This window comes from Sulfitobacter brevis (genome assembly GCF_900112755.1).
In the GTDB taxonomy this organism is placed as follows: domain Bacteria; phylum Pseudomonadota; class Alphaproteobacteria; order Rhodobacterales; family Rhodobacteraceae; genus Sulfitobacter; species Sulfitobacter brevis.
In genome coordinates this window covers 270,570-295,624 of record NZ_FOMW01000005.1, presented here as the reverse complement: position 1 = coordinate 295,624, position 25,055 = coordinate 270,570, and the positions used below count along the sequence as shown (strand labels likewise).

Genomic DNA, 25,055 nt, shown 5'->3' with positions numbered 1-25,055 from the left:
TGCGTTGAAGGTAGAGGATTTCTCTGCGCGTCCGGGGCTTGGCGTCCTGCTCAAGGTCATGGCGATCTTTTTGTTCACTTGCATGTCTGCCATCATCAAGAGGACAGCCGAACTTGATGTGCCGTCAGGCGAAGCAGTGTTCTTCCGCTCGTTCTTTGCCATTCCGGTGATCCTTGTCTGGCTGGCGCAGATGGGCCAGTTGCGGGTCGGATTGATTGCAGTGAACCCGATGGGCCATGTCTGGCGCGGGCTTTTTGGTTCAATCGCGATGGGGCTCACCTTTACCGGTCTTGGTATGCTGCCCCTGCCCGAAGTTACGGCGATCGGATTTGCTACGCCGATCTTTACGGTCATTCTGGCGGCGATCCTATTGGGTGAGAAAATCCGCCTGATCCGCGTGAGCGCCGTGGCGGTTGGGTTGGTCGGCGTGCTGATCATCCTTTGGCCCCGCTTTGACGGCAACGAGGTGATGGAAGCGACAGCCACCATCGGCGCTGTGCTGATCCTGATCGCCACGATGATGCGCAGTCTCGTGCAAATTCACCTACGGCAACTGGTGCAGACCGAACATACCGCCGCCATTGTCTTTTACTTTTCTGCGACCGCCTCGTTGCTGGCGCTTCTGACCCTTCCCTTTGGCTGGGTGTTGCCGACCGGCGAGACGTTGATGCTGCTGGTCTCGGCAGGGATCGTCGGCGGGGTGGCGCAGATACTGGTCACATCGTCCTATCGCTTTGGCTCTGCATCGATGCTGGCTCCCTATGACTATACCTCGATGCTGTTTGCCATCGGGCTGGGGTATTTCCTGTTCGACGAACTGCCCACAACGATGATGCTGGCCGGTTCGGCGCTGGTAATCTCGGCCGGAGCCTTGGTGATCTGGCGTGAACGGCAGCTGGGGCTGGAGCGCGGCAAAGCGCGATCTGTCACCGATCCGAAAGCCTGACCTTTACCCTGCTGGTGATGCGCCTATGGTGCCCGTCAAATCGTGAAGGAGACCCCCCATGTCCGAGACCACCGACCACAAGCAAAAAATGCAGGAACGTCAGGCCGAACAGCGTGCCAAAGTGTCCGAGCTGCAAGACCCCGAAAAAGGTCTGGTGCTGGTCCATACCGGCGCGGGCAAGGGCAAATCCTCCTCCGCCTTCGGCGTCGCGATCCGCGCGCTTGGCTGGAAGCAGGACGTCGGCGTCGTGCAGTTCATCAAGGGTAAATGGAAAACCGGCGAGCGGTTGTTCTTTGACCGGATGGGCGGTGTTGACTGGCACACCATGGGCGAGGGTTTCACCTGGGACACCCAAGACAAGGAACGCGACATCGCTGCCGCCCAAGCCGCCTTTGCCAAAGCGCGCGAGATGATGGCCAGCGGAAAGTACAATCTAGTGGTGCTGGACGAGATCAATATCGCGATGCGCTATGACTATATCTCCGTCGAGGACGTGCTCGCAGCGCTGAACGCGCGGGACCCGAAAACCGGCGTGATCCTGACGGGCCGCGATGCAAAACCGGCGCTTTGTGACTATGCCGATCTGGTGACCGAGTTTGCAGAGGTGAAGCATCCGTTCAAGGCCGGGATCAAGGCGCAAAAAGGCGTCGATTACTAATAGCAAAGGGCGGCCATTGGCCGCCCTTAATGTTTCCCGTGAAGCAATTGCGCTTAAGCGCGAACCAGCTTTTCGTAAGATTCCGCGATATCACGGGTCATCGTGCCGACCTCGAAGTGGTAGTCTCCGATCTGACCAACGGGCGTGACCTCGGCGGCAGTGCCGGTCAGCCAGCATTGCTCGAACCCTTCAAGCTCTTCGGGCATGATGTGGCGCTCGTGTACCTTGATGTTTTTATCGCGCAGCATGCCGATGACGGTCTGGCGGGTGATGCCGTTCAAGAAGCAATCGGGATCCGGCGTGTGGACCTCGCCATCTTTGACGAAGAAGATATTCGCGCCCGTCGCCTCGGCCACATAGCCGCGATAATCAAACATCATCGCATCGGAACAGCCTTTGGCTTCGGCGGCATGTTTGGACATGGTGCAGATCATATAAAGCCCCGCTGCCTTGGCATGGCTGGGGATAGTTTCGGGGCTTGGGCGCTTCCATTTCGAGATGTCGAGCTTGGCGCCCTTCATCTTGGCGTCACCATAATAGGCACCCCACTCCCATGCGGCGATGGCAAGGCGCACGGGGTTGCGCGCGGAAGCAACACCCATGTCTTCACCCGCACCACGCCACGCGATGGCGCGCACATAGGCATCCTGCAAGCCCGAGGCGGCAAGAACTTCGACCTTGGCGGCTTCAATTTCATCGACTGTATAGGGCACTTCAAAGTCGATCATCTGGGCAGAGCGCTTCAGGCGTTCAGAATGTTCGCGGCTCTTGAAGATTTTGCCGTTGTAGGCGCGTTCGCCCTCAAAAACGGAAGAAGCATAATGCATCGCATGGGTCAGGATATGGACGTTGGCATCGCGCCAGTCGACCATTTTGCCATCCATCCAGATGTGCCCGTCTCGATTGTCGTAGGCTGCGCCTGCCATGGTGTATCCTTTCCCGCTCGGAGTGTTGTGTTTGCGAATATTGCGCCAATATACCCAAGTTGAGACATTAAATTACGCAAAAGCCTCGATTCGATAGCCTTTCACTCTTGGAATGTCAACATGACTGACTTAAACTGCGGACCGGTATACAAAGGGATTTTCCATGGCAGACGGGCGCGGGCTTTCTTCGGGCAACAGCGACAGCCTGCTGTTTCTCACTGACGAACAAATACGTCAGGGCAGCGAAGCCATGTTTTTTGCGTACCGTGGATTTACCGCAGACCCTGACCGGATTTTGATTGATCTTGCCTACGGGCGGGCGCACCACCGCGCGATCCACTTCATCAATCGCGCACCGGGCACCACGGTTAACAACCTGCTGAACATCCTCGGTGTGACAAAACAGTCACTCAACCGTGTCTTGCGCACGCTGATTTCGGATGGTCTGGTACAAAGCAGGGTGGGCCGGAACGACAAACGTGAACGCCATCTGTATCTGACCGATCCGGGCCGCGCCTTGGAACAGCAGTTGTCAGACGCACAGCGCGCCCGCATGCGGGCCGCATTTCGCGATGCAGGGCCGGAAGCGGTGGCCGGATTTCGCACCGTATTGGAGGCTATGATGGATCCCGAACTGCGCCAAAGCTATATCCGGCTCAAGGATAGCAGCACATGAGCGCAGGCGACGCCCATCTGCTGATCGTTGACGATGACGAGCGCATTCGCACGCTGTTGCAAAAGTTTTTGATGCGGCACGGGTTTTTGGTAACCTCGGCCCGCGATGCGGCCCATGCCCGCCGGATTTTGGCAGGGCTGGAATTTGATCTGATCGTGCTGGATGTGATGATGCCCGGCGAGGACGGGCTGGCTCTGACACGGTCGCTGCGCGAGACATTGCAAACGCCGATCCTGCTGCTGACCGCCAAGGGCGAAACCGGCAACCGGATCGAGGGGCTGGAGGCAGGCGCCGACGATTATCTGCCCAAACCCTTCGAGCCTAAAGAGCTGTTGCTGCGCATTAACGCAATCCTGCGGCGGATGCCTGACACCCGCGCCGAAGATGCCGCGCCCAAGGTTCTGACGCTTGGCACGATCCGCTATGATCTGGAACGTGGCGAATTATGGCAAGGTGACGATCTGGTTCGGCTGACTGCGACAGAAATCCAATTGATGAAGATATTCTCGGCCCAGCCGGGGACTGCATTAAGCCGCGCCAAGCTGGTTGAGGAGCTTGGGCGCGATCGCGGGCAGGCGCAAGAACGGGCGGTGGATGTGCAGATCACCCGTTTGCGTCGCAAGATCGAGGATAACCCCAAGCAGCCGCAGTACCTTCAGACGGTGCGCGGCTCGGGCTATATGCTGGCGCCCGATTGAGGTTGCGGAGCTGACCGCAACCTGGGGCTCCAAACCCTCAGACCCCCTTGGAGTTTAACCGGCCAATTGAAGCCAGAGGGTGCTGGTCTTGGCGCGCGGCGGGGATTAAGATTGCGCCAAACTGCTATTAATGAGGCTGCAATGACCGACACCCCCGTTGAAGAAATGAACTTTGAAACTGCAATGGCGGAGCTTGAGAAGGTTTTGGGCCAGCTTGAGCGCGGCGATGTGGCTTTGGACGAAAGCATCGCGCTTTATGAGCGTGGTGCGAAGCTGAAGGCGCGGTGTGAAGCCAAGTTAAAAGAGGCCGAAGAAAAGGTCGCTGCGATCACCTTGGATAGCGATGGCAACCCTGCCGGACTGAAACCTCTGGACCCCCAGTAGGCGGGCGTGGGGGTACTGTTTGAGCAAGCGCTGGCCGAGGCTGCCGCGCGCGCCGAGCGACGCATTGTCTCAGCTCTAGGCGACGCGCAGGGTCCGGTGGCGGATGCGATGCGCTATGCGGTGACAGGCGGCAAGGGTTTGCGCTCCTTTCTGGTATTCGAGTCGGCGCGGCTCCACGGGGTTGCCGCTGATGACGCGGCCGCACCAGCGGCAGCGATTGAAGCGATGCACAGCTATTCGTTAGTTCATGATGATTTGCCCTGCATGGATGACGACGATCTGCGCCGTGGGCAACCGACGGTGCACCGTAAATGGGACGAGGCGACAGCTGTTCTGGCGGGCGATGCCTTGCAGACGCTGGCCTTTCAACTGGTTGCTGAAACCCCCTGCCCGCCCGAGGCAGCTTGTGCGTTGATCGCCAGCTTGGCGCAGGCGGCGGGCGTGCGGGGCATGGTGGGCGGTCAGGCGATGGATATTGCCGCAGAGACCGCCGCCGCGCCTTTGTCGCTGGCGCAGATCACCGCGTTGCAGACGGGCAAGACCGGTGCGCTTTTTGAATGGGCCGCTTTGGCGGGGCCACGGATGGCAGGCGCACAGACGCGTGCGTTGCAGGCCTACGCCCGCGACCTTGGTCTGGCCTTTCAGATCGCTGACGACATTCTCGATATTGAGGGCGATGCGGCCACTGTCGGTAAGGCCACGGGCAAGGATGCCAATGCGGGCAAGGCGACATTCGTGTCGCATCTGGGTTTGGACGGGGCAAAGCAGCGTGCGCGCGACCTCGTGCAATCGGCCTGCGATGCCCTATCTGTCTACGGAGCCGAGGGCGAAACCTTGCGACAGGCCGCTGCCTTCGTTATTGCCCGAAACAGTTGATCCGCCGTGCCGCAGGAGGCCATTCATGTCCCAAACGCCCAAGACACCGCTGCTGGACCAAGTTGCCCGCCCGCACGACCTGAAACGCTTTAGCGATGCCGAGTTGCACCAGCTGGCAAGCGAAGTCCGCGCCGAGACGATTTCGGCGGTGTCCGAGACCGGTGGCCACTTGGGTGCAGGGCTCGGGGTGGTAGAGCTGACCGTGGCACTCCATGCGATCTTTGACACCCCGCGTGACAAGATCATCTGGGATGTCGGGCACCAGTGTTACCCGCACAAAATCCTGACCGAGCGGCGGGATCGCATTCGCACCCTGCGGCAGAAAGACGGGCTCAGCGGATTTACCAAGCGTAGTGAAAGCCCCTACGACCCCTTTGGTGCGGCCCATTCCTCGACCTCGATCAGCGCGGCCTTGGGATTTGCCGTGGCGCGGGATTTGGGTGGCGATATCCCCGAGGGTCTGGGTGATGCGATCGCGGTGATCGGTGACGGGGCGATGTCGGCGGGTATGGCCTATGAGGCGCTGAATAATGCAGGCGATTTGGGCAAGCGGTTGATCGTCATCCTCAACGATAACGAGATGTCGATTGCGCCACCTGTGGGCGCGATGTCGTCTTACCTGAGCCGTCTTTATGCCGAGGCGCCGTTTCAGGATTTGAAAGCGGCGGCCAAAGGCGCGGTCAGCTTGCTGCCCTATCCGTTCCGTGAAGGGGCCAAGCGCGCCAAGGATATGCTCAAAGGGATGGCAGTGGGCGGCACCCTGTTCGAGCAGTTGGGCTTTTCCTATCTTGGGCCGATTGACGGGCATGACCTGAACCAGTTGCTGCCGGTTCTGCGCACTGTCAAAGACCGCGCCACCGGTCCTATTCTGATCCATGTGCTCACCAAAAAGGGCAAGGGGTACGGTCCTGCCGAAGCTGCCCGCGACAAGGGCCACGGCGTGGCCAAGTTCGACGTGGTGACGGGTGAGCAAAAGAAAACGCCCTCGAATGCGCCGAGCTATACCTCGGTGTTTGGCGACACGCTGGTCGAACTGGCGGCGCTGGACGACAAGATTTGCGCGGTTACGGCGGCGATGCCGGATGGCACGGGGTTGAACCTGTTTGCTGAGCGCTACCCTTCACGCTGCTTTGATGTAGGCATTGCCGAACAACACGGCGTGACCTTTTCGGCAGCGATGGCGGCGGGCGGGATGAAACCGTTCTGCGCGATCTATTCGACATTCTTGCAGCGGGGTTATGATCAGGTCGTGCATGATGTCGCGATCCAGCGTTTACCGGTGCGCTTTGCCATTGACCGCGCGGGCTTGGTCGGTGCTGACGGGGCCACCCATGCCGGTGCGTTTGACGTGGCTTTTCTTGCCAACTTGCCAGGGTTTGTGGTGATGGCCGCCGCAGACGAGGCCGAGCTGAAACATATGGTTGCGACCGCTGCGGCCTATGACGACGGACCGATCGCCTTCCGGTTTCCACGCGGCGAGGGCAATGGCGTGACCATGCCAGAACGCGGCGAGCCGATAGAGATCGGTAAGGGCCGGATCATCGCGAAAGGTGCAAAAGTTGCGCTCTTGTCGTTCGGCACCCGTCTTGCCGAAGTTGAAAAAGCCGCCGAAGCGCTGCGGGCCAAGGGCATCACGCCGACCATCGCGGATGCGCGCTTTGCCAAGCCACTAGACCGGGAGATGATCCTGACACTGGCCAATGACCACGAGGCGCTGATCACTATCGAAGAAGGGGCTGTTGGCGGATTTGGCTCGCATGTGGCGCAACTACTGGCCGATGAAGGCGTGTTCGATACTGGGCTGAAGTTCCGCTCGATGGTGCTGCCTGATACATTTATCGATCAGGCAAGCCCTGCCGATATGTACGAAGTGGCTGGCATGAGTGCCGAACAGATCGAGGCAAAAGTGCTAAATGTGCTGGGGATTTCGAGCATCGGGGCAAAGCGGGCCTAAGCCCGGCGCCCGCGCTACTCTACGTCACGCTGCGCCAGCAGGGCTGCAAGCTTTTGCTCGATACCTTCCAACCGCGCTGTCATATCATCGCGGTAGGCTCCGGTTTCGGCGTTTTCTTCTTCATGGTGGGCGTCTTGCATCGAGTTTACGATGAGGCCAACCAGCAGGTTTACCACGGCGAAGGTGGTGACCATGATGAAGGGGATGAAGAACAGCCACGCCAGTGGGTAAATCTCCATCACGGGCCGGACGATCCCCATCGACCAGCTTTCCAGCGTCATGATCTGGAATAACGAATACCCCGACCGCGCCAGTGTGCCGAACCATTCGGGGAAGGTGCCGGCGAAGAGTTTGGTGGCAATGACCGCGCCGATGTAGAAAATCAGCGCCATCAGCAGAAATACCGACCCCATGCCGGGCAGGGCCGAGATGAAGCCTTCGACAACGCGGCGCAAACGCGGTGCGGTCGACAATAGCCGCAACACCCGCAGGATGCGCAATGCCCGCAGCGCGGTGAAGCCTTGTGCGGCAGGCACCAGCGATGTTGCCACGATGACGAAGTCAAAGATGTTCCAGCCATCGCGAAAGAAACGCCCGCGATAGGCAACGATCTTGGCCAGTAATTCCGCCACGAAGACCGACAGGCAGGCGATATCAAGCGCATAGATCAACGTGCCAAACCGCGCCATGATCGCAGGTGATGTTTCCATCCCCAACAGCACGGCATTAAAGATAATCACCGCCATGATCGCATTGATCACACGTGCATCTTCCAGAAATGACCGGAGTTTTTCCCGCATTAGTGCCGCCCTGCCTGAAGTCTCTTTGGCTCTATATGGCGACGAGGTGGAAGGGTCACAAGCACCGACTGTCAGATCAGCAAGGCCAAGCCCAGACCTGCGGACGCGATGGCCAGAATATAACCGAAGAGCACATAAAGTCCGTCGCGGGTGAACAATCCAAAGGCCATCAGCCCGACCGTCAGCGCCCCCAGCGATGTGACCATCGGCAGCACTTCTAACATCGGCCAGCCCAGCGGGATCACGATACAGGCCGCCAATGTCAACCACCGCATCGGGCCACTGGTCAGGATCCGCATGCGCTTGTGGGAATGGCGATCAACAAAGGCGCAGGGCTTGCGCATCCACTGCACGGCCTTCTTGAGCCGCCTAGCCGACATTTCGCGGCGCAATAAGAAATCAGGAAGCCAAAGGCTGCGCCGACCATAGAGCGCCTGTGCTGACAGCAAGATGATGATGCAGGCCGATATCGTCGGCGCTCCGGGAATGCCCGAGAGCGGCGAGACCATCAAAAGCGATACCATAAGGATGAAGGGGGTCACCGACCGGTCGCCAAACTCGGCGATGATGTCGCGGACCGAAACGCTGCCGGCTGTCGCCGCGTGTTCCATACCGTCCAGCAGATGCGACAGTGTGTGGTCGTCGGTGTCGGACATCTGCGCTCCCCTTATGCGGTCTCGTCCTCCAACAACGCCGCGAGGCCGCTGCGGTAATCTTTGAACTGCGGTTGCCAGCCCAACGACGCCTTGGCGTGATCGTTCCGAACCTTTTTGCTTTCAGAGTAAAAGCTGCGGGCCATAGGGGACAGATCGGCCTTATCGAAGTCTACTGCAGGCGGCAGGGGGAGGCCCAGCAACTCGGCGGCGTGGCCGATCACGTCCTGCGGCGGGGCAGGATCATCGTCACATAAATTATAGATCGCCCCGCGTTGAGGGGCCGCGATCGAAAGCTCCAGCGCCAATGCGATATCCTCGACATGGATGCGCGAAAACACCTGACCTTGCTTGATGATACGCCGAGCCGTGCCTTTGCGCACCTTTGCAAAAGGCCCGCGTCCGTGGCCGTAGATGCCCGCGAGCCGGAAGATATGCAGCGGAAGATCGGGAATGGCCGCCCATGCCTGTTCGGCCGCGACCCGTGCATGGCCGCGTCTCGTGGCAGGAGCCAGCGGCGTGGTTTCATCCACCCACTCGCCCTGATGATCCCCGTAAACGCCGGTGGTCGACAGATAGCCAACCCAGCGAATCCGTCCAGCGCGGCGGGCGATTTCATCACCCAACGCGAGCAACACGGGATCCCCATCGGGTTGCGGACCGGCAGAGATCAGCAGATGCGCGCATTGGTCAAGGTAGGGGGCAAGATCGGTTCCAAGCCAGAGCAATGGGGTCACACCGGTCTGGCGGATTTCATCCATTTTGTCTGCGCTGCGGGTGGTGCCGTAAATTGTCCAGCCTTGCGGGATCAGGCGGCGTGCCAATGCCCGCGCGCTATAACCATGGCCGAACGAGAGTAACGTTTTTTCCATTCCGCTAAACTGGCTTTTGTTGACGCAATCGGCAAGGGGCCGCGCGCAATTCACGCGCAGCGGCCATAGGTTTTGCGATCAGCTCTTAAGCCGCGTCAGGGTGATATAGCCGAATTCTGGCCCGGCCCACTGATGCGATTTGCGCATCCGGCCGCCCGAAGTTTCAACCCAATATTCATTGCTGAATTTAGTGTGGTTATAGACGCAATCTTCACGCATTCGGAACGTCGAAACACGTTGATCAACGATTTGCAAAGTCTCGCGGCCTAATTGCGTCATATCGCAGGAAAACGCGATGGTTTGCGCCGTGCCGTCCAGCCTGTCGATGGTCAGCAACCGCTCACCGCCCCCACCTTGGCCGTCAAATCCCGCAATTGCCGCTGCCGCGCTGGCCGAACGGATGTCTCCGCCCAGACCTTTGGTGCCAACCAAAACGCCTTCTCGCAGGATGATTTGCAGGCCGTCAGATGACTTCCACACTTCGACCTTACCGGGCGTGGAGTCGTTTCGGGTGGCAACTAATTGCAAGAAATCCTGCAATCCAGTGTTGTCGGGTTCGGCTTCCATCACCTCCCCGGGGGTGCTGTTTAGCTGGTCGCGCGTGACCACAAGGCGAATGGCGGGTCTTTCTTCCGAAGCCCCGACGCCTCGGACTTTGCTAACCAGCACGCTGCCAGCGTTCAGAAGCAAGCTGTTGTTATCAGTGCCGCCGTCACTATTGCCATTTGAACAGGCGGCCAAAGTCACAGCGCAAACCAGCAAAGCACTCAGTTTCAAAAACGTCATTCCCATACCCTCGACCACTGGCCTACCACGGCGTTCTTATGGCCGGATCTTACTTGCTCATATAGTCGGCCCGGCACTGCCAAACGTGCTCCGCCGTCTCGTTGGATCGGTCTGACTGTCGTCGAAACGGTGCGTTTTCCGGGAGTACCGATGAACCAGCTCACAGGAACCGTAAAGTTGATGCCCTTGTCAAACGAGCCCTCACCGAAATCCGAGGCAGAAACATCCGTGACTGTAAAGAAACCGCCGACGCGCCAGCCGTTGTCGAACTCGCGGGTAAGAGTGGCCGTCGCACCGTAGTCGCCAGCGAGATACCGGCCAACGTCTAGCTGCCCATGATAGCCGCGTCCAAATTCGTAATAGGCCGATGCATGGCCCGTCGCCACGCTATAGTCCTGAAAGCCGAGGCCTGAGAAAGCACGCTGCTTCACATAATTCGTCTCAACGCCCAGAGCCAACCTACTGGCGACAGGTTTCCAAAGCAGTTCACCTGAAACACCACCGAACATCCGTTCTAGATAGCCCGCCGTAATCCGGGCATAGAGATCGTTTCCGGGTTTCCATTGCTTGGAGATATAGGCGGTCTCTACCGACAGATCGCTGCCCTGCGAATAGAGCACCCCATTGGTGCGCACCGGCTCGATTTTCGAACCACCTGATCTGCTGGAATCGCCGACGTTGCCAGCCAAGCGGTATTTCAGGTTTGCGCCCAAGGACCAGCCCGGGCTTGGCTTGTAGTTGAGGACCAGTTCAACGCCCGCATCTACACGCACCGGTTGATCGGGATCGAAATAGCTCGGCGCGAGATAGGGCCCCAAGGACCATGAAAAATCGGGGTAGAGATCATTGTTGTAAACCGCATTGGCCAAGCGCGGAGACGCCTCGCCGATGCCGGTGACGGTCAAGAGCGCATCTGCGGCCAGCGGATCAAATTCCAGCGCCTCCAGATCAGACCGCCGAATTGTGACAGCCGATTGCGCGAGGTTGTTCTCCATCAAAACAATGCGGAATGTTTCGATTGAGGCGGGCAGCACCTCGGCCATTGCCCGTGCGGCCCGACCAATTGCCAGCGACCGCGCCTGATAGCGCTCGTTGCGGAACCGCATTTCGGCCGACGAAGACGTCACTTGAAGCGCTTCTATGGTAAGGCCGTTTTGCTCTAGCACAGGTTTAAGCTGATCGCGCAACGCCCGTGGAGCGCTTTCGTTGGTGATCCAGTCGGTGGCGTAGGCTTGCGGCTGAAGGGCACGGTTAGGGCGTTGTTTGATGGGGGCCGTCGGCGCAATGCGGATCGGGGTCATCGGTTTTTTCGGGTTAAACTGAAGCTGGAAGTTCACACCGATTTCAGAGCCGTAAAGGTAATATGCGCCGATACGCATCCGCTCGGAGTATTGATATTCGGCGCCGAAATTGAACCGTGACTTCTTGGTAAACACATCCCGCTGCACTGCCTCTTGGGTATAGGCGTCGGAACTGTATTCGGCTTTGATGGCCCATTTATCATCTATGTGCCATTCCACGCCGCCAAAAGGCGCGGCGGGGCCTCGAAACCACTGGTCATAGGAGGGTTTGCCGCCCGTGCTGCTCACATCAAAGCTGGACCGTCCCCCGCCGAACGGCGCGCCAATCGCGCCGGAACTGCCCAATCTGCCCCAGCCCAAACCCGCCGTGACATTTACCTTACCAGCAACACGGGGGTGCTCGAACACCTTTGTCGCGACAATATATTCGCCAGCATAAATCCCCGTGCCGGCAAAATCCTGCAAACCAACGGTCACAGCGGGCCAAAACTTGCTTTCTTTCTTGAGCAGATAGCGCACGTCGAAACTGCGGTCGCGGTAAACAGCGTAGCCGCCAATTTTATTAGCCTCGCCAACATCAATGCCGGAATAGCGAAAGCTGGCTGACAGTCGGGGTGTGGCCTGAAATGTCAGCGTCATGCGAGAATTTCCGCCGAAATACGAGACGCCGAGGCCAAATTGCCCGTCGGGCAACTGCGCTGCTACAGGCATATCTATCAAACCCGGGGAGCCGTAGAAGTTTAACGTCACGCGGTCAGGCACGTTAAAGATGTCATGGTCAGCTGCTGACACGACGTCAGTGCCTAGCATTCCCGATCCAAGTGCCAGCCCGCCAGCTATTGATAGCGTGGTTATTCTAAACTGCTTTAGCTGACGCACGATCCAACCCTTTACGAAGCCCTAAGTTTGTTAATGTTCTGGCACGTGCCTCAACAACAAAGCAACACATTGCCAACGGCGTGGAACATAGAGTTACGCGTTAGAGACTTTCCTGCGACAGGTCAGTCGCGCAATCCTCACGATATGCAGTGCACGATTTCAGGAGATTAACCGGATCTGGGTCGCGGCCTCAAAGCCTTCAACCCAGCGATGCACAACGCTGCGTGCCATATCTTCGTCACTCGCGATATAGGCCTCGCGCAGGCGCCGCAGAGCCGAGGCGATCTCGATCTGCGAGAGACCCAGTTCGTCGGCCGCGAAAATCTTGGGATGGACGGTGGCGAGCAATGCGCCAGAGAGAGTCAGTTCTTCGGTCATCTTTTCACCGGGGCGCAAGCCGGTAAATTCAATCTCGATGTCTCCGTCAGGATTATTGGCATCGCGCACGGTATAGCCCGCGCTTTCAATGACCTGCCGTGCCAGCTGCGTGATCGCCACCGGCTTGCCCATATCCAGCACAAAAACCTCGCCGCCTTTGGCGATAGCGCCCGCTTGCAGTACCAGTTTGACCGCCTCTTGCACCGTCATGAAATAGCGCGAGACGGACGGGTCCGTAACGGTCAGCGGGCCCCCACGGCTCAACTGGTCTTGAAATAGCGGGACCACCGACCCCGACGAGCCCAGAACATTGCCAAACCGCACCATCGAAAAGATTGGCCCACCCGATTGGCCATGCCTGCGGGCCAGATCCTGCACCACCAGTTCGGCCAGCCGTTTGGACGCGCCCATAATATTTGTCGGGCGCACCGCCTTGTCGGAGGAGATGAGAATAAACCGCTCCACCCCGGCTTTGGCTGCCTGTTCGGCCAGAGCCTGTGTGCCGAACACATTATTGACCAGCCCCGACAGTGGATTGGCCTCGACCAAGGGGACGTGCTTGTAAGCTGCAGCATGCAGAATGATTTCGACCTTATGGTCCGTCAGCACCTTACGGACCTGCCGTGTATCAGTGATGGAGCCTAGCACAGGCACGATCTTGATCTTGGTACCGTCGGTGATCTGGCTCAACTCCATATCGATCTGGTAGAGCGCCAGTTCGCTGAGTTCAAAAAGCACCAGCTTATCGGGCCGGCACACCAGTACCTGCCGACACAGCTCGGAGCCGATAGACCCGCCCGCGCCGGAAACCATCACTACCTTGCCCCGATAGCACCCTGCACCGTCAATCAGAGGGTTGGTTACCTCGTCACGATTGAGAAAGCGGTGCGCAAGAACGGGCTCAAGCTTATCGACCAGAGCCTCTTCGCCGATCAACTGTGCGAAGGACGGCAACATCTGGACCTCAAGCCCCATCTTCTCCAGTCGGCGCGCGATTTGCGCCTGCTTGGGTGGGCTGAGCGACGGGACGGCCAGCAGGACGCGGTTGATTTTCTTTTCGCGAGCGACCTCGGCAATGCGGAGCGGGTTGTAGACCGGCAGATGCGCCACGGTCAGTCCTTGGATTGCAACGTTGTCATCGACAAAAGCCACCGCCTCGATCAACTCGTGGCTGCGCAGCGCCGAAACAAGCTGGGTGCCTGTGGTGCCCGCACCATAGATTAACACGCGGCAGCGCGCTTTCGACCGGCGGTAGACCGCCAGCACAAGCTGCAACAACACTGCCCGGCTGATCACAACCAGCGAAAAGAACGCCGCGCCAAATACCAGATGCACACCCAAGGGCAGACCGGTTTTCATGATGTTTGATATCGTCAGGGAAGAGAACACCAGAAACAGCGCGAAAACGCCGGTCATTCCGATAGCCGCGGTTTCGTAGGCGTTCAGTCGGATCGAACAGACGCCCAGCCAGATTGACACCCCAATACCAATCAACAGGACATAAGGTAAAACGGGCATATAGAGCACGAAGTTATTTGCAAGCGTGCCGGAAAGTCCATGAACGGAGAGCGCGAATAACACCGAGAGCAGGACTAAAACCGAGTCCAAGGCCAACATAATGACCCGTTTATTCCGCTTAGTAAGTGACGTTAAAAAATTTAACATGTCAGGTGTTACCCTCAATCAATACGCCCGCACACACTCTGCAAAGACACAACCGTGCAAAATCCAGATCGCGCGTGCTGGTGTCAAAAAGAATCGTTTCAATATGCGTACTTGATACAACAATTCATGCAGATAACACAGATGTGTCTTAATCAGCCTGCGCTAAATGACAAGAGCGAAGCGGCTTTCCGTTAACTTTCAGCGCCTTTTGGCCTGTCGCTCCGCCTAAATAGATTGCTGATTGTCTGAAAAACAAGCTCGAAATCATAACATGTAGACTGATTTCGTTGATAAATCAGGTCCAGTTTGGCTTTTCTGGGGACGCATATCTTGCAGTAGACATTGTTGGTCTCCTCGGGCGTCGTACAGCGGTTCAGCAAGCGCTCCTCATGCTTGTGAAACCTGATTGTCGCCAGTCCCGTAACACCGGGACGTGACTTTAACACCTGCGCATAGAGCTCGGGGAACTGTTCGACATACTCCCTGAGCGGCGGGCGCGGACCGACAAAGCTCAAATCTCCATTGAGAATGTTCCAAAGCTGGGGGAACTCGTCTAGCCGTTTGGCCCGCAACCATGCCCCCGTGGACGTGATCCGCGCCTTTTTGTTGCCGCCCGAAACCCCCGTGTCGCCCTCGACGACCGTCATTGTGCGCAGCTTCCACAGCTTGAACGGCTGGTTCGGGGCGGACATACGCTCTGCCACGTGAAACAGGGGGCGCCCTTCTTTGACGAGTAACCATATCAGCAGGCCGAGGAGGATCGGGCCAAGTATAATCACAAGCAGACTTGCAAAGAATAAATCAAAAATGCGCTTGCGCCACGTCATCTCAGTCACTCACTCCCGCGCCCGAAACATGCGCCACTCGGAAACCATCCCCTCAGCGGTGCTGTCACGGGGTCGGAAATCAACATATCGCTCAAGACTGCGGGTGCAAAGCGCCACTTTCGCGATAGCACCCAGCTGAGCGGGCCGCGGAACCCATGGCAACTGTGCCGCATCCAGAAGTGCGCCCATCTCAATCGCTCCCGGCGCGGCGATATTGATCACCTCCGGCAAGGAGGGGGCTTGGCAAAGCGTGGACAGGACGCGCGTCAGGGTGTCGGGGCCGATATAGCTGCGCTGCGGGGTACTGCCGTCCGCAAATTGATCAAGATGCATGGACCGTGTCCACCCGCCCAAAATCGCATCAGCGCCTGCGACATTGCCGATCCTCAGGGCGGTCACCGGCTGACCCAAAGCCTGCCCCTGCGTGCAGGCGACTTGCTCCATCTCCAGCTTGGCGCGACCATAGTCCGAGACAGGGGTACAAACATCATCCTCTGACAGCACCTTATCTGACGTGCCGTAGACAGCCGCCGAGGAGGCCACAAACACCCGACTAACACCCGCTTGATACGCCAGCGTCACAGCAGCCTGCGCGAGATCAATATTCAGCGTCATCGCTGAAGTATCCTGTGCCGCGCGCGCAGGCGTCACCCCTGACAGGCAAATTACCGCCTGCGCCCCCCGCATTGAAGCAACTGCCATGGCGGGTTCGTCTAGCAGATCGTAAGTGACAAAATCCGGCTGCGCAATGCGGCTGTGACAGATCAACCTTTGCGGTCCCTGCCAAAAGCCGCGCAACATTGCGCCCAGTTTGCCAGACGCGCCTAGAACCAGGACCGCGCCATTTCCTGCCTGTCTGTCTGAAATCATTGACGCCATGCCCCGAGCCAGTATCTTGCACCACAAGGAATTCCAACAGTGTGCGTTATATTTGCAGGCTGTACTTACATAAATCTGTGGCTTTCCATAAGAGAGCCTCTGTGATCTCCCTGCGGGACAAACACTAACAAGAGCGGTTTTGCTGAATATGAGCTTGTCTCAAAAACACTTTGTCTTCGTTTTGCTATTTTTAACGCTTTCCGCCTGTTCTGGTTTGCCCCGCGGTGCGGCTATCGAACGCGAAGTTTTAAAAACACAAGACGAACCGACCACTGACATCGCCGTCTATCCGGTCACGCGGGCATTCTTGCCTATCGTCGCGGAATGGCCCCGTACCGGCCAGCGCAGCTATAGCTGGATCGGCAGCTCCGGCGGCTCAGACGCCCAGATTATCCGGCCTGGCGACTCTTTGAATGTGTTAATCTGGGACAGCAGCGAAAATTCGCTGCTTACCAGTGCCGAGCAGCGCGTCGCCACGCTACCCGCAATCCGCGTGTCTGAAGCGGGCACAGTATATCTGCCGTATATTGGCAAAGTGCGGGTGTCGGGTCGTACACCTGACAGTGCCCGAGCGCTCATCCAGCGTATGCTGGAACCTATCGTGCCCTCGGCACAGGTTCAGTTGGCGATGGCCGAAGGGCGCGGCAATTCCGTTGACCTCGTCGGCGGCGTCAGTAGTCCGGGCAATGTAGTGTTGCCGGACAACAACTTCACCGTGCTTGCCGCGCTTTCGTCGGGGGGCGGTGTGTCGACGGGGTTGAACAACCCGCAGATTAAGCTGGTGCGAGGCAGCAATATCTATGCCACCTCGATCAGCCGTCTTTATGACAACCCGCAGCTTGATACCCGCTTACAAGGTGGCGACAAGGTCATCGTGGAAGAAGACCGCCGGTATTTCCTGTCTCTCGGGGCAGCGGGCAACGAGGCTCAGTTCAAGTTCAACCGCGACGACATTTCGGCTTTGGATGCGATGTCAATTGTTGGGGGTATCAACGACTTCCGCGCCAATCCGCAAGGCATCCTGATCTTGCGGGAGTACCCGACCAGCGCCGTGAGTGCCGGCGTGCGCGGGCCGCGCAAGACGCGGGTGGTGTTTACGCTTGATTTGACCACCTCCGATGGTCTTTTTTCGGCGCGTAACTTCAACATCCACTCTGGTGATCTGGTGCTGGCGACCGAAAGCCCGCTGACCAATACCCGGACGATTATTGGTCTGGTCGGTTCAGCCTTTGGCATCATCAACGCGGCCAGCGGCCTGTCGAATTAAGGCAGGCTGATCCGCTTTTCTTCGGGCACCAGCGCATTGATCTGTGCGATGTGTTCCGGCAGGCAGCGGGTCAGGAAGTCGTAATTCTCGACCACATGCGCCCGTGCCGCGCCGCCCAGATGTGCGAACTCGGCGGGGCGTGCGAGAACGTCAATCACCTGCGCGGCCAGTGCCTTGGGGTCAAAGAAATCAACCAGCAGCCCGGTTTCGCCATGGGTGAGCGCCTCACGCACCGGCTCGACGTCCGAGGCGAGAATCGTGGCCCCCATCGCCATTGATTCAAGCAAGGACCACGACAGCACAAACGGCATTGTCAGATAGATATGGCAGCGACTGATCTGGATGATTTTCTGATAGGCCGCAAAAGGCACCTGACCCAAGAAATGCACCCGCTCCCAATCTATCTGCCCTTTAAGCTCGGCCTCCATCTCGGCGCGTAACCCGCCGGGGTGCTTGCTTTTGCCGCCATAGGATGTGTCGTTGCCGCCGATAATCAGTACCCGTGCATTCGGCCGCTCTGACAAGATGCGCGGCAGCGCTCGCATAAAGGTATGATAGCCGCGGGTCCGCTCCAGATTGCGGGCCATATAGGTCAGGACTTCGTCGTCGCGGGTCAGGTCGCGGTCAATCCTGCCCAGCCGCAGCCGGACATCTGGGTCTGGTTGCAATTGGTCTGTACGGATCCCGTCGTGACAGACGTACATCCGATCGTGGAAGCTTTTGGGAAAGCGGTCGCGCTGCCAGTATGTCGGCGCGTGGCCCTGATCTACAACATCGATATTGGCCAGCGGCACCGCATTACGGGCCTGCATCAGAAACGGAGTATGCTCTGAAAGCGGCTCTTCGGGGTCGAAGCCCACCGACCCACCGGTCAGGTTATAATAGTATTCAAACAATCCGATGATTGGTACGTCATCCCAAATCTGCTTGAAAAAGGTAAGCTCACCCCAACCGACATGGCCGATCACGATATCGGGCTTAAAGCCCTCGTCCTGCTCCAGTGCGCGGGCGGCCATCGCGGCGCCAAAGCCGGTGCCGGTTGCATCTTCCCAGACCCGGGAGAGACCATAACTGTCTTTCCGCGCAGTTCGGTGTGGTTGATAGAGCCGCATTTCGACCCCCGCAAACGACGGGGCATTCTTGCGCTGGGTCAGGAAATAGATCCGGTGACCGCCTTGGGCTGCCAGCCATTGCACCAACTCGCGGTACTGGCCGGGCATGTTTTGATGCACGAAAAGGATGTTCATGGAATGCTTTCGCCTACTTTGGCCAGTGTCGTGTTAAGATGATCAATGGCCGTGGCCAATCGCGACCTGTGCCCCCGCATGGGCGGCACAGAGTTCGAAGTGTCAGGCCGCGTAATCCGACCCTTCAGCATCCAGTATCGCCTTTAGCTCTGCCAGATGGCGGGCGTCCTGCTCGGGATAGTCCTCAAGCTGGCGGGCGGTCTTTTCAGCGATGTCATCGGGGATCCGGCGCAGCGGCATGCCAGTTTGCAATGCACGGATATAGGTCTCTGCCGCGCGTTCAAAATAGTAAAGCCTGTTGAAGGTGTCTGCCACCGTATCACCGATAACCAGCACCCCGTGCGAGCCCATCACCATGACTTTTTGCTTGGGATCGGTCAGCAAGGCGGCACACCGCGCGCCCTCGTCCGCAAACGCTAACCCGCCATAATCTTCGTCGATCACGATGCGGTCGAAAAAGGTGCAACAGTTCTGGTCAATCGGTGGCAAGCGGCTGTCTTGCATACACGCCAGCACTGTCGCGAAAATCGAGTGAACGTGCATCACGCAACGGGCGTGCGGGCAGGCAGCATGAACACCCCCGTGCAGGCCCCAAGCGGTCGGATCGGGCGCGTTCGGGCCTGCGTATGTTTCGGGGTCATTGGCATCAACCACCAAAAGATCGCTCGCCTTGACCCTGCTGAAATGAACCTGGTTTGGGTTCATTAAAAATTGCGAGCCGTCATCGTTGACCGAAAGCGAAAAGTGGTTCGCCACCCCTTCGTGCATGTTCAGCCGCGCGGTCCAGCGCAAAGCGGCGGCCAGATCGACGCGCTCCTGCCAATGGTCCATGTTGGGTCTGATCTGGGTAACGCTCATCGTAGAAATTCCTTCGGTTTAATATACTCTGTTGCCTGCAAGCATGGCCCGCGCAGGGGCAAGCTACCATCTCTCAGCCATTGCGCGCCACAGTGCCGCAACCGCTTGAACCTGTGCAGAGCCTGTGGCACCTTTGGTCATGACGCAAGAACCTTTCCCTTCATGGCCCGATGTCGCCCCCAAACTCGTTAATGTTGCCGCGGGCCGCAGCCCTGCCGACATGATTATCACTGGCGGCATTTGGGTCAACGTCCATACGCGCGAAACCCTGCCCGATCATGACATCGCCATCGTCGCCGGGCGGATCGCCTTTGTCGGGCCGGACGCCAGCCATTGCCGCGGCCCCGACACTCAAATCATTGATGCCAAAGGGCGTTTCATGGTGCCGGGACTGTGCGACGGGCATATGCACATTGAATCCGGCATGCTGACACCCGCCGAATTTGCCCGCGCCGTGATCCCGCATGGCACGACCAGCATGTTCACCGACCCCCATGAGATCGCGAATGTTCTAGGCCTCGACGGGGTGCGGATGATGCACGACGAGGCGATGCTGCAGCCGGTGAATATTTTCACCCAGATGCCCTCCTGTGCGCCCTCTGCTCCCGGCATGGAAACCACTGGTTTCGAGATCACCGCCGAAGATGTGGCCGAGGCGATGACATGGCCGGGCATTGTGGGCTTGGGGGAGATGATGAACTTCCCCGGCGTGATCAACGCCGATCCGCAGATGCTGGCCGAAATCGCCGCCACCCAGCGCGCCGGCAAGACCGTCGGCGGCCATTATGCTTCTCCCGATCTGGGGCCTGCCTTTGCGGCCTATGTAGCGGGCGGGCCTGCGGATGATCATGAGGGCACCTGCGAGGCCGACGCCATTGCGCGGATGCGACAGGGAATGCGCTCGATGATCCGGCTTGGCTCGGCTTGGTATGATGTTGAAAGCCAGATAACCGCGATTACCGAAAAGGGCCTCGACCCGCGCAACATGATCTTATGCACCGATGATTGCCATTCCGGCACCTTGGTGAACGAAGGGCACATGAACCGCGTCGTCCGCCATGCAATAAGCTGCGGCTGCGATCCTTTGGTTGCACTGCAAATGGCGACGATCAACACCGCTACCCATTTCGGGCTGGAGCGTGAGATTGGTTCGCTCACCCCAGGCCGTCGGGCCGACGTGATCCTGACCCCCGCGCTGGATACGCTCAAGATAGAGACTGTGATCTCACGCGGCCAAGTGGTGGCGCAGGACGGTGTGTGCTTGGTGGAGTGCCCGCATTTCGACTGGCCGCAAAGCGCACGCGCCACAGTAAACATGGCCCGCCCGCTCAAGGATGACGACTTTCATATCCCCGCGCCACAAGGTGCCAATGCAGTTACGGCCAATGTCATCGGGGTGGTTGAAAATCAGGCTCCGACACGGGCGCTCAAGTTTGAACTGCCGGTTACCGACGGGCGGGTGCAATCCAGCGGCGATGTCTGCCAGATCGCCTTGGTCGAGCGGCATCGCGCAACCGGGACCGTAGTGAATGCGCTCGTTTCCGGCTTTGGCTATGAGGGGCCGATGGCGATGGCCTCCACCGTGGCACACGACAGTCATCACATGATCGTCGTCGGCACGGATACCGCCCAGATGGCGTTGGCGGCGAACCGACTGCGTGAGGTAGGAGGCGGCATCACCATCTTCCGCGATGGCACCGAGCTGGCGCTGGTTGATCTTCCGATTGCGGGGCTGATGTCGGACGCCCCCGCCGCCGAGGTTGCCCGTAAGGCAGAAGCGATGATGCAGGCGATGCGCGATTGCGGATGCACCCTCAACAACGCCTATATGCAACATTCGCTCCTGGCACTGGTGGTTATTCCGGAACTGCGGATTTCAGATCTCGGGCTGGTCGATGTGCGTACATTTGAATTTATCCCATTGTTAGAGCCACTTTCATGACCAAAATACTGACCCCAAACGCCCTGCCGGACGAGAAGTTCGATGACGCGACCGCTGCTGTTGATCGGCTGACCGAGCTTTACATGCAGGCAACCCAATTCCTGCGTGATGAGTTCGCAAATGCGATGGAGAGCGCGCCGCAGAATGTGCGCATCAGAGCCTATTACCCCGAAGTGCGGTTTCGCACCAAGACCTATGCCCGCGTCGACAGCCGCCTATCCTTTGGGCATGTTTCTTCACCCGGGACATTTTCTGCAACGATCACACGGCCGGACCTGTTTCGCAATTACCTGATCCAGCAGATTGGCCTACTGATCGAAAACCACGGCCAGCCGGTGATTATTGGGCCGTCGGACACGCCGATCCCTGTGCATTTCGCGGTGACCGGTGACAACGCCATGAACGTGCCGCAGGAGGGGGCCGCCGATTTCACCCTGCGCGACGTCTTTGACGTGCCGGACCTGAGCACCACCAATGATGACATCGTGAACGGTACTTATACGCCAGTGGACGATGTGCGCCCATTGGCGCCCTTCACCGCGCAGCGCGTCGACTATTCACTCGCGCGGCTCGCCCATTACACAGCCACCGACCCCGAACATTTTCAGGTGCATGTGCTGTTTACCAACTACCAGTTCTATGTGACCGAGTTTGAGGATTACGCCCGCAAGATGCTGGATGATCCCGACAGCGGCTATACCGCCTTTGTCTCGACCGGAAACGCCGAGATAACCCGCGGTGATGCGCCATTGCCCGACTCGCTGCGCACGCCGCAGATGCCGACCTATCACCTCAAACGGGCGGACGGATCAGGCATTACCTTGGTCAATATCGGCGTCGGCCCCTCGAACGCAAAAACTGCGACCGACCATATCGCCGTGCTGCGCCCTCACGCGTGGTTAATGGTTGGCCATTGTGCGGGGCTGCGCAATACGCAGGCCTTGGGTGATTTCGTGCTGGCCCATGCCTATCTGCGCGAAGATCACGTACTGGATGACGATCTGCCGGTCTGGGTGCCGATCCCCGCGCTTGCGGAAATCCAGATTGCTTTGGAAAAAGCGGTGGCGCAGGTTACCCAGCTTGAAGGTTATGAGTTGAAGCGCATCATGCGGACCGGCACCGTGGCTACCATCGACAACCGCAATTGGGAACTGCGCGATCAATCCGGTCCAGTGCAGCGATTGAGCCAGTCCCGCTCCATCGCGCTGGATATGGAGAGCGCCACAATCGCGGCCAACGGCTATCGCTTTCGGGTGCCTTACGGGACGCTGCTTTGTGTCTCCGACAAGCCACTGCACGGCGAGCTCAAGCTACCTGGCATGGCCTCAGACTTCTATAAAACACAGGTTTCGCGGCATTTGATGATCGGCATCCGCGCGATGGAGCTGTTGCGCAGCACGCCGTTGGAGCGTATTCACAGTCGGAAATTGCGCTCATTTGACGAAACTGCCTTTCTCTGAGCGCCAAAAACAGCAAAAAAACGCTGTTATCCATATTTTAAACGCCACTATTCGTTGTGTTATCCTACAACATGCCGTTACATTCCGCGCACAGGGCCCAAAACTCGGGCGGTCTAAGGAGATAAAAACATGGCAACCAAACCAATGACAAAGACCCAACTTGTCGCCGCACTGGCAGACGAGATGGACACAGACAAAAAAGCCGCAGGCGCGGCGCTTGATGCCGTCTGCGCACTGATCACACGCGAAGTGTCCGGTGGCGGCGCTGTTACCCTGCCTGGCGTTGGCAAAATCTATTGCCGTGAGCGTCCCGAGCGGATGGTACGCAACCCTGCGACGGGTGAGCAGTTCAAAAAAGAAGCCGACAAGGTTGTTAAGATGACAATCGCGAAGGCTCTGAAAGACAGCGTCAACGAATAAGTCGTCTGTCGATCATATCGATCGATTGTAAAAGGGCCGCCCATTGGGTGGCCTTTTTCTTTACTAACCCGCCGGAAAGCCGCTGAAACCTGTCCCGTTGCCACTGGACATCGCCGCTTGCCCAGAGCAGGTTCAGCGCATTGTAGACCACGACACATTATCGCCGGATCGGAGAACATATGGACTTTCGCGCAATTCTGGCGGGGCTGGTCTTTGCTCTCATGTGGTCCTCCGCCTTCACCTCTGCGCGCTATATCGTAATGGACGCCTCACCGCTTTTGGCGCTCTCCCTGCGCTATCTGGTGTCAGGCCTGCTGGGGGTAGGTATCGCGCTGGCCTTGGGCCAAAGCTGGCGGCTGACGCCTGCCCAATGGCGTGCAACGGTGATTTTTGGCGTGCTGCAGAACGCGGTCTATTTGGGTCTGAACTTCGTCGCGATGCAAACCATCGACGCCTCGCTCGCGGCAATCATCGCCTCCACCATGCCGCTACTCGTCGGTCTGGCCGCGTGGTTGTTTCTGGGTGAAAAGCTGCGCCCTATCGGCATCGCCGGATTGCTGGCCGGTGTGGTCGGCGTTGGATTGATTATGGGCGCACGTCTTAATGCGGGGGTCGACATGTTTGGCCTGATCTTATGCGGCATCGGGGTGCTGGCGCTGACCGCTGCCACTTTGCTGGTGCGCGGTGCGACTTCGGGCGGAAATTTCCTGATGATCGTCGGGCTGCAGATGCTGGTCGGCTGTGTCACGCTCAGCTTCGCGACCCTGCTGTTTGAGACGCCGCGCATCAATCCGACATGGACGCTGGCCATCGCCTTTGCCTATACCTGCCTCGTTCCGGGCCTGTCGGCGACGGTGGTCTGGTTCTGGCTGGTAAACCGTATCGGGGCGACCCGGGCGGCGACCTTCCACTTTCTCAACCCGTTCTTCGGCGTGGCTATCGCAGCGGTCTTGCTGAGCGAAAAAGTCGGGCCCCGCGACGCACTGGGTGTTGCCGTCATCGCCGCTGGCATCCTTGCTGTGCAAATCTCCCGCCAGAAAAGAAGCGGTCAGACGGCACCCTAGCGTTTTCGAAACACCGCAATCCGTGCGGTATCATCCTTATGCTCTACATCCGCGCCCAGCCCGTAGATCGTTACAGACTGAAATTTCAGCCCGTCCACTTGCGGCTCTAGCGCTGAAAACTTTTCAGCAAACCCTCTCGCTTCGAAATGGGCGTCATTGATTGCCAGCACAAAAACCGCCCCCGTACGCGCAATCCTTAACAATTCATCCAGTGCTTCGGGGCCAACGTGGCCGTGCGTGAAGGTACCGGAACTGACAATCGCGCCATACGTGCCATCGGCAATATCCAGCGGTTTGGTCAGATCGGCTTCGATTGTCTTGCGATAGATTTTCTTTTCAGCCGCAACAGCGAGCATCTGCGGCGAGATATCGACGGCGTCTATCTCCAGCAATCCGCGCGCCGGAATACTTTCGGCGAGCAGCCCTGTCCCCGCCCCCACATCCAGAACCGTGGTGCTGGCCAAACCGTTTTTCGCAAATATCAGCGCCACCATCTTGGGGAGGTGATAATCCATGCGGCTGGCAAAATTTCCATCATAGGTCTTGGCCCAGTCAGCATAAACCTCGCGATTCTGTTCAGGCGTTTGCAGCGCATATGCGGTTTCTAGGTCTGACTTTGGGTCGGTAGGCATTCAATCG

The 25,055-nt window shown here is 58.4% G+C and carries 24 protein-coding genes; 12 read left to right on the top strand and 12 right to left on the bottom strand.

The window, feature by feature from the left end; all coding sequences use genetic code 11:
• Positions 1–4 precede the first annotated feature (4 nt).
• Both BM174_RS09070 and cobO read left to right on the top strand, forming a co-directional pair.
• On the top strand, positions 5–946 hold the full coding sequence (locus BM174_RS09070) for a DMT family transporter (RefSeq protein WP_093923525.1): 942 nt from the start codon (positions 5–7) through the stop codon (positions 944–946).
• Between the two features lie 58 nt (positions 947–1,004).
• On the top strand, positions 1,005–1,604 hold the full coding sequence (gene cobO / locus BM174_RS09065) for a cob(I)yrinic acid a,c-diamide adenosyltransferase (protein ID WP_093923524.1): 600 nt from the start codon (positions 1,005–1,007) through the stop codon (positions 1,602–1,604).
• 53 nt (positions 1,605–1,657) lie between these two features.
• Here the strand turns inward: cobO and BM174_RS09060 are convergent, their stop codons facing one another.
• Positions 1,658–2,530 carry a branched-chain amino acid aminotransferase gene (locus BM174_RS09060; protein WP_093923523.1) on the bottom strand — a complete coding sequence of 291 codons (873 nt, stop codon included), beginning with the start codon at positions 2,528–2,530 and terminating at the stop codon, positions 1,658–1,660.
• Between the two features lie 163 nt (positions 2,531–2,693).
• Here BM174_RS09060 and BM174_RS09055 point away from each other — a divergent pair, with 163 nt between their 5' ends.
• The 5 genes from BM174_RS09055 to dxs all read left to right on the top strand — a co-directional run bounded on the left by BM174_RS09055 (position 2,694) and on the right by dxs (position 7,118).
• On the top strand, positions 2,694–3,206 hold the full coding sequence (locus tag BM174_RS09055; protein WP_093923522.1) for a MarR family winged helix-turn-helix transcriptional regulator: 513 nt from the start codon (positions 2,694–2,696) through the stop codon (positions 3,204–3,206).
• On the top strand, positions 3,203–3,904 hold the full coding sequence (locus BM174_RS09050; protein ID WP_093923521.1) for a response regulator: 702 nt from the start codon (positions 3,203–3,205) through the stop codon (positions 3,902–3,904). Before BM174_RS09055 ends, BM174_RS09050 begins: the two co-directional genes overlap by 4 nt.
• 141 nt (positions 3,905–4,045) lie before the next feature.
• Positions 4,046–4,288 (top strand): exodeoxyribonuclease VII small subunit, encoded by a 243-nt coding sequence (locus tag BM174_RS09045; RefSeq protein WP_093923520.1) that lies wholly within the window; start codon positions 4,046–4,048, stop codon positions 4,286–4,288.
• Between the two features lie 15 nt (positions 4,289–4,303).
• Entirely contained in the window at positions 4,304–5,164 is an 861-nt protein-coding gene (locus tag BM174_RS09040) for a polyprenyl synthetase family protein (RefSeq protein WP_425442349.1), read from the top strand.
• 25 nt (positions 5,165–5,189) lie between these two features.
• The gene (gene dxs / locus BM174_RS09035; RefSeq protein WP_093923519.1) at positions 5,190–7,118 is read left to right on the top strand and encodes a 1-deoxy-D-xylulose-5-phosphate synthase; all 1,929 of its coding nucleotides are present in this window, start codon (positions 5,190–5,192) and stop codon (positions 7,116–7,118) included.
• A 14-nt stretch (positions 7,119–7,132) separates the two neighbouring features.
• Here the strand turns inward: dxs and BM174_RS09030 are convergent, their stop codons facing one another.
• From BM174_RS09030 to BM174_RS08995, 8 genes are all read right to left on the bottom strand, one after another.
• Entirely contained in the window at positions 7,133–7,918 is a 786-nt protein-coding gene (locus tag BM174_RS09030) for an ion transporter (RefSeq protein ID WP_093923518.1), read from the bottom strand.
• 71 nt (positions 7,919–7,989) lie between these two features.
• The gene (locus BM174_RS09025; protein ID WP_093923517.1) at positions 7,990–8,574 is read right to left on the bottom strand and encodes an exopolysaccharide biosynthesis protein; all 585 of its coding nucleotides are present in this window, start codon (positions 8,572–8,574) and stop codon (positions 7,990–7,992) included.
• Between the two features lie 11 nt (positions 8,575–8,585).
• On the bottom strand, positions 8,586–9,443 hold the full coding sequence (locus BM174_RS09020) for an SDR family oxidoreductase (RefSeq protein WP_093923516.1): 858 nt from the start codon (positions 9,441–9,443) through the stop codon (positions 8,586–8,588).
• Between the two features lie 78 nt (positions 9,444–9,521).
• Entirely contained in the window at positions 9,522–10,229 is a 708-nt protein-coding gene (locus BM174_RS09015; RefSeq protein ID WP_177209451.1) for a YjbF family lipoprotein, read from the bottom strand.
• The gene (locus BM174_RS09010) at positions 10,226–12,409 is read right to left on the bottom strand and encodes a YjbH domain-containing protein (RefSeq protein WP_143092435.1); all 2,184 of its coding nucleotides are present in this window, start codon (positions 12,407–12,409) and stop codon (positions 10,226–10,228) included. Before BM174_RS09010 ends, BM174_RS09015 begins: the two co-directional genes overlap by 4 nt.
• Before the next feature lie 159 nt (positions 12,410–12,568).
• A complete protein-coding gene (locus tag BM174_RS09005) occupies positions 12,569–14,452 on the bottom strand; it encodes a polysaccharide biosynthesis protein (RefSeq protein ID WP_093923513.1) in 1,884 nt (627 codons plus the stop codon).
• Positions 14,453–14,643: 191 nt separating this feature from the next.
• Positions 14,644–15,279, bottom strand: coding sequence for a sugar transferase (locus BM174_RS09000; RefSeq protein WP_093923512.1), 636 nt, complete (start codon positions 15,277–15,279; stop codon positions 14,644–14,646).
• A gap of 9 nt (positions 15,280–15,288) precedes the next feature.
• Positions 15,289–16,149 (bottom strand): NAD-dependent epimerase/dehydratase family protein, encoded by an 861-nt coding sequence (locus BM174_RS08995; protein WP_281244850.1) that lies wholly within the window; start codon positions 16,147–16,149, stop codon positions 15,289–15,291.
• Between the two features lie 157 nt (positions 16,150–16,306).
• Between BM174_RS08995 and BM174_RS08990 the strand changes: the two genes are divergently transcribed.
• Positions 16,307–17,425 carry a polysaccharide biosynthesis/export family protein gene (locus tag BM174_RS08990; RefSeq protein WP_093923510.1) on the top strand — a complete coding sequence of 373 codons (1,119 nt, stop codon included), beginning with the start codon at positions 16,307–16,309 and terminating at the stop codon, positions 17,423–17,425.
• Here BM174_RS08990 and BM174_RS08985 read toward each other — a convergent pair.
• Together BM174_RS08985 and BM174_RS08980 are read right to left on the bottom strand one after the other, a co-directional pair.
• The gene (locus tag BM174_RS08985; RefSeq protein WP_093923509.1) at positions 17,422–18,672 is read right to left on the bottom strand and encodes a glycosyltransferase family 4 protein; all 1,251 of its coding nucleotides are present in this window, start codon (positions 18,670–18,672) and stop codon (positions 17,422–17,424) included. The genes BM174_RS08990 and BM174_RS08985 overlap by 4 nt on opposite strands.
• 102 nt (positions 18,673–18,774) lie before the next feature.
• On the bottom strand, positions 18,775–19,530 hold the full coding sequence (locus BM174_RS08980; protein ID WP_093923508.1) for a class II aldolase and adducin N-terminal domain-containing protein: 756 nt from the start codon (positions 19,528–19,530) through the stop codon (positions 18,775–18,777).
• Between the two features lie 139 nt (positions 19,531–19,669).
• Between BM174_RS08980 and ade the strand changes: the two genes are divergently transcribed.
• The 4 genes from ade to BM174_RS08960 all read left to right on the top strand — a co-directional run bounded on the left by ade (position 19,670) and on the right by BM174_RS08960 (position 24,416).
• A complete protein-coding gene (gene ade / locus BM174_RS08975) occupies positions 19,670–21,472 on the top strand; it encodes an adenine deaminase (protein ID WP_093923507.1) in 1,803 nt (600 codons plus the stop codon).
• A complete protein-coding gene (locus tag BM174_RS08970) occupies positions 21,469–22,932 on the top strand; it encodes an AMP nucleosidase (RefSeq protein ID WP_093923506.1) in 1,464 nt (487 codons plus the stop codon). Before ade ends, BM174_RS08970 begins: the two co-directional genes overlap by 4 nt.
• Before the next feature lie 129 nt (positions 22,933–23,061).
• The gene (locus BM174_RS08965) at positions 23,062–23,352 is read left to right on the top strand and encodes an HU family DNA-binding protein (RefSeq protein WP_245766306.1); all 291 of its coding nucleotides are present in this window, start codon (positions 23,062–23,064) and stop codon (positions 23,350–23,352) included.
• Between the two features lie 179 nt (positions 23,353–23,531).
• Positions 23,532–24,416 carry a DMT family transporter gene (locus tag BM174_RS08960; RefSeq protein ID WP_093923505.1) on the top strand — a complete coding sequence of 295 codons (885 nt, stop codon included), beginning with the start codon at positions 23,532–23,534 and terminating at the stop codon, positions 24,414–24,416.
• On the opposite strand, the gene BM174_RS08955 is transcribed toward BM174_RS08960, so the two are convergent.
• Complete coding sequence (locus tag BM174_RS08955) at positions 24,413–25,048, bottom strand: class I SAM-dependent DNA methyltransferase (RefSeq protein ID WP_093923504.1); 636 nt, start codon at positions 25,046–25,048, stop codon at positions 24,413–24,415. The genes BM174_RS08960 and BM174_RS08955 overlap by 4 nt on opposite strands.
• Positions 25,049–25,055 lie beyond the last annotated feature (7 nt).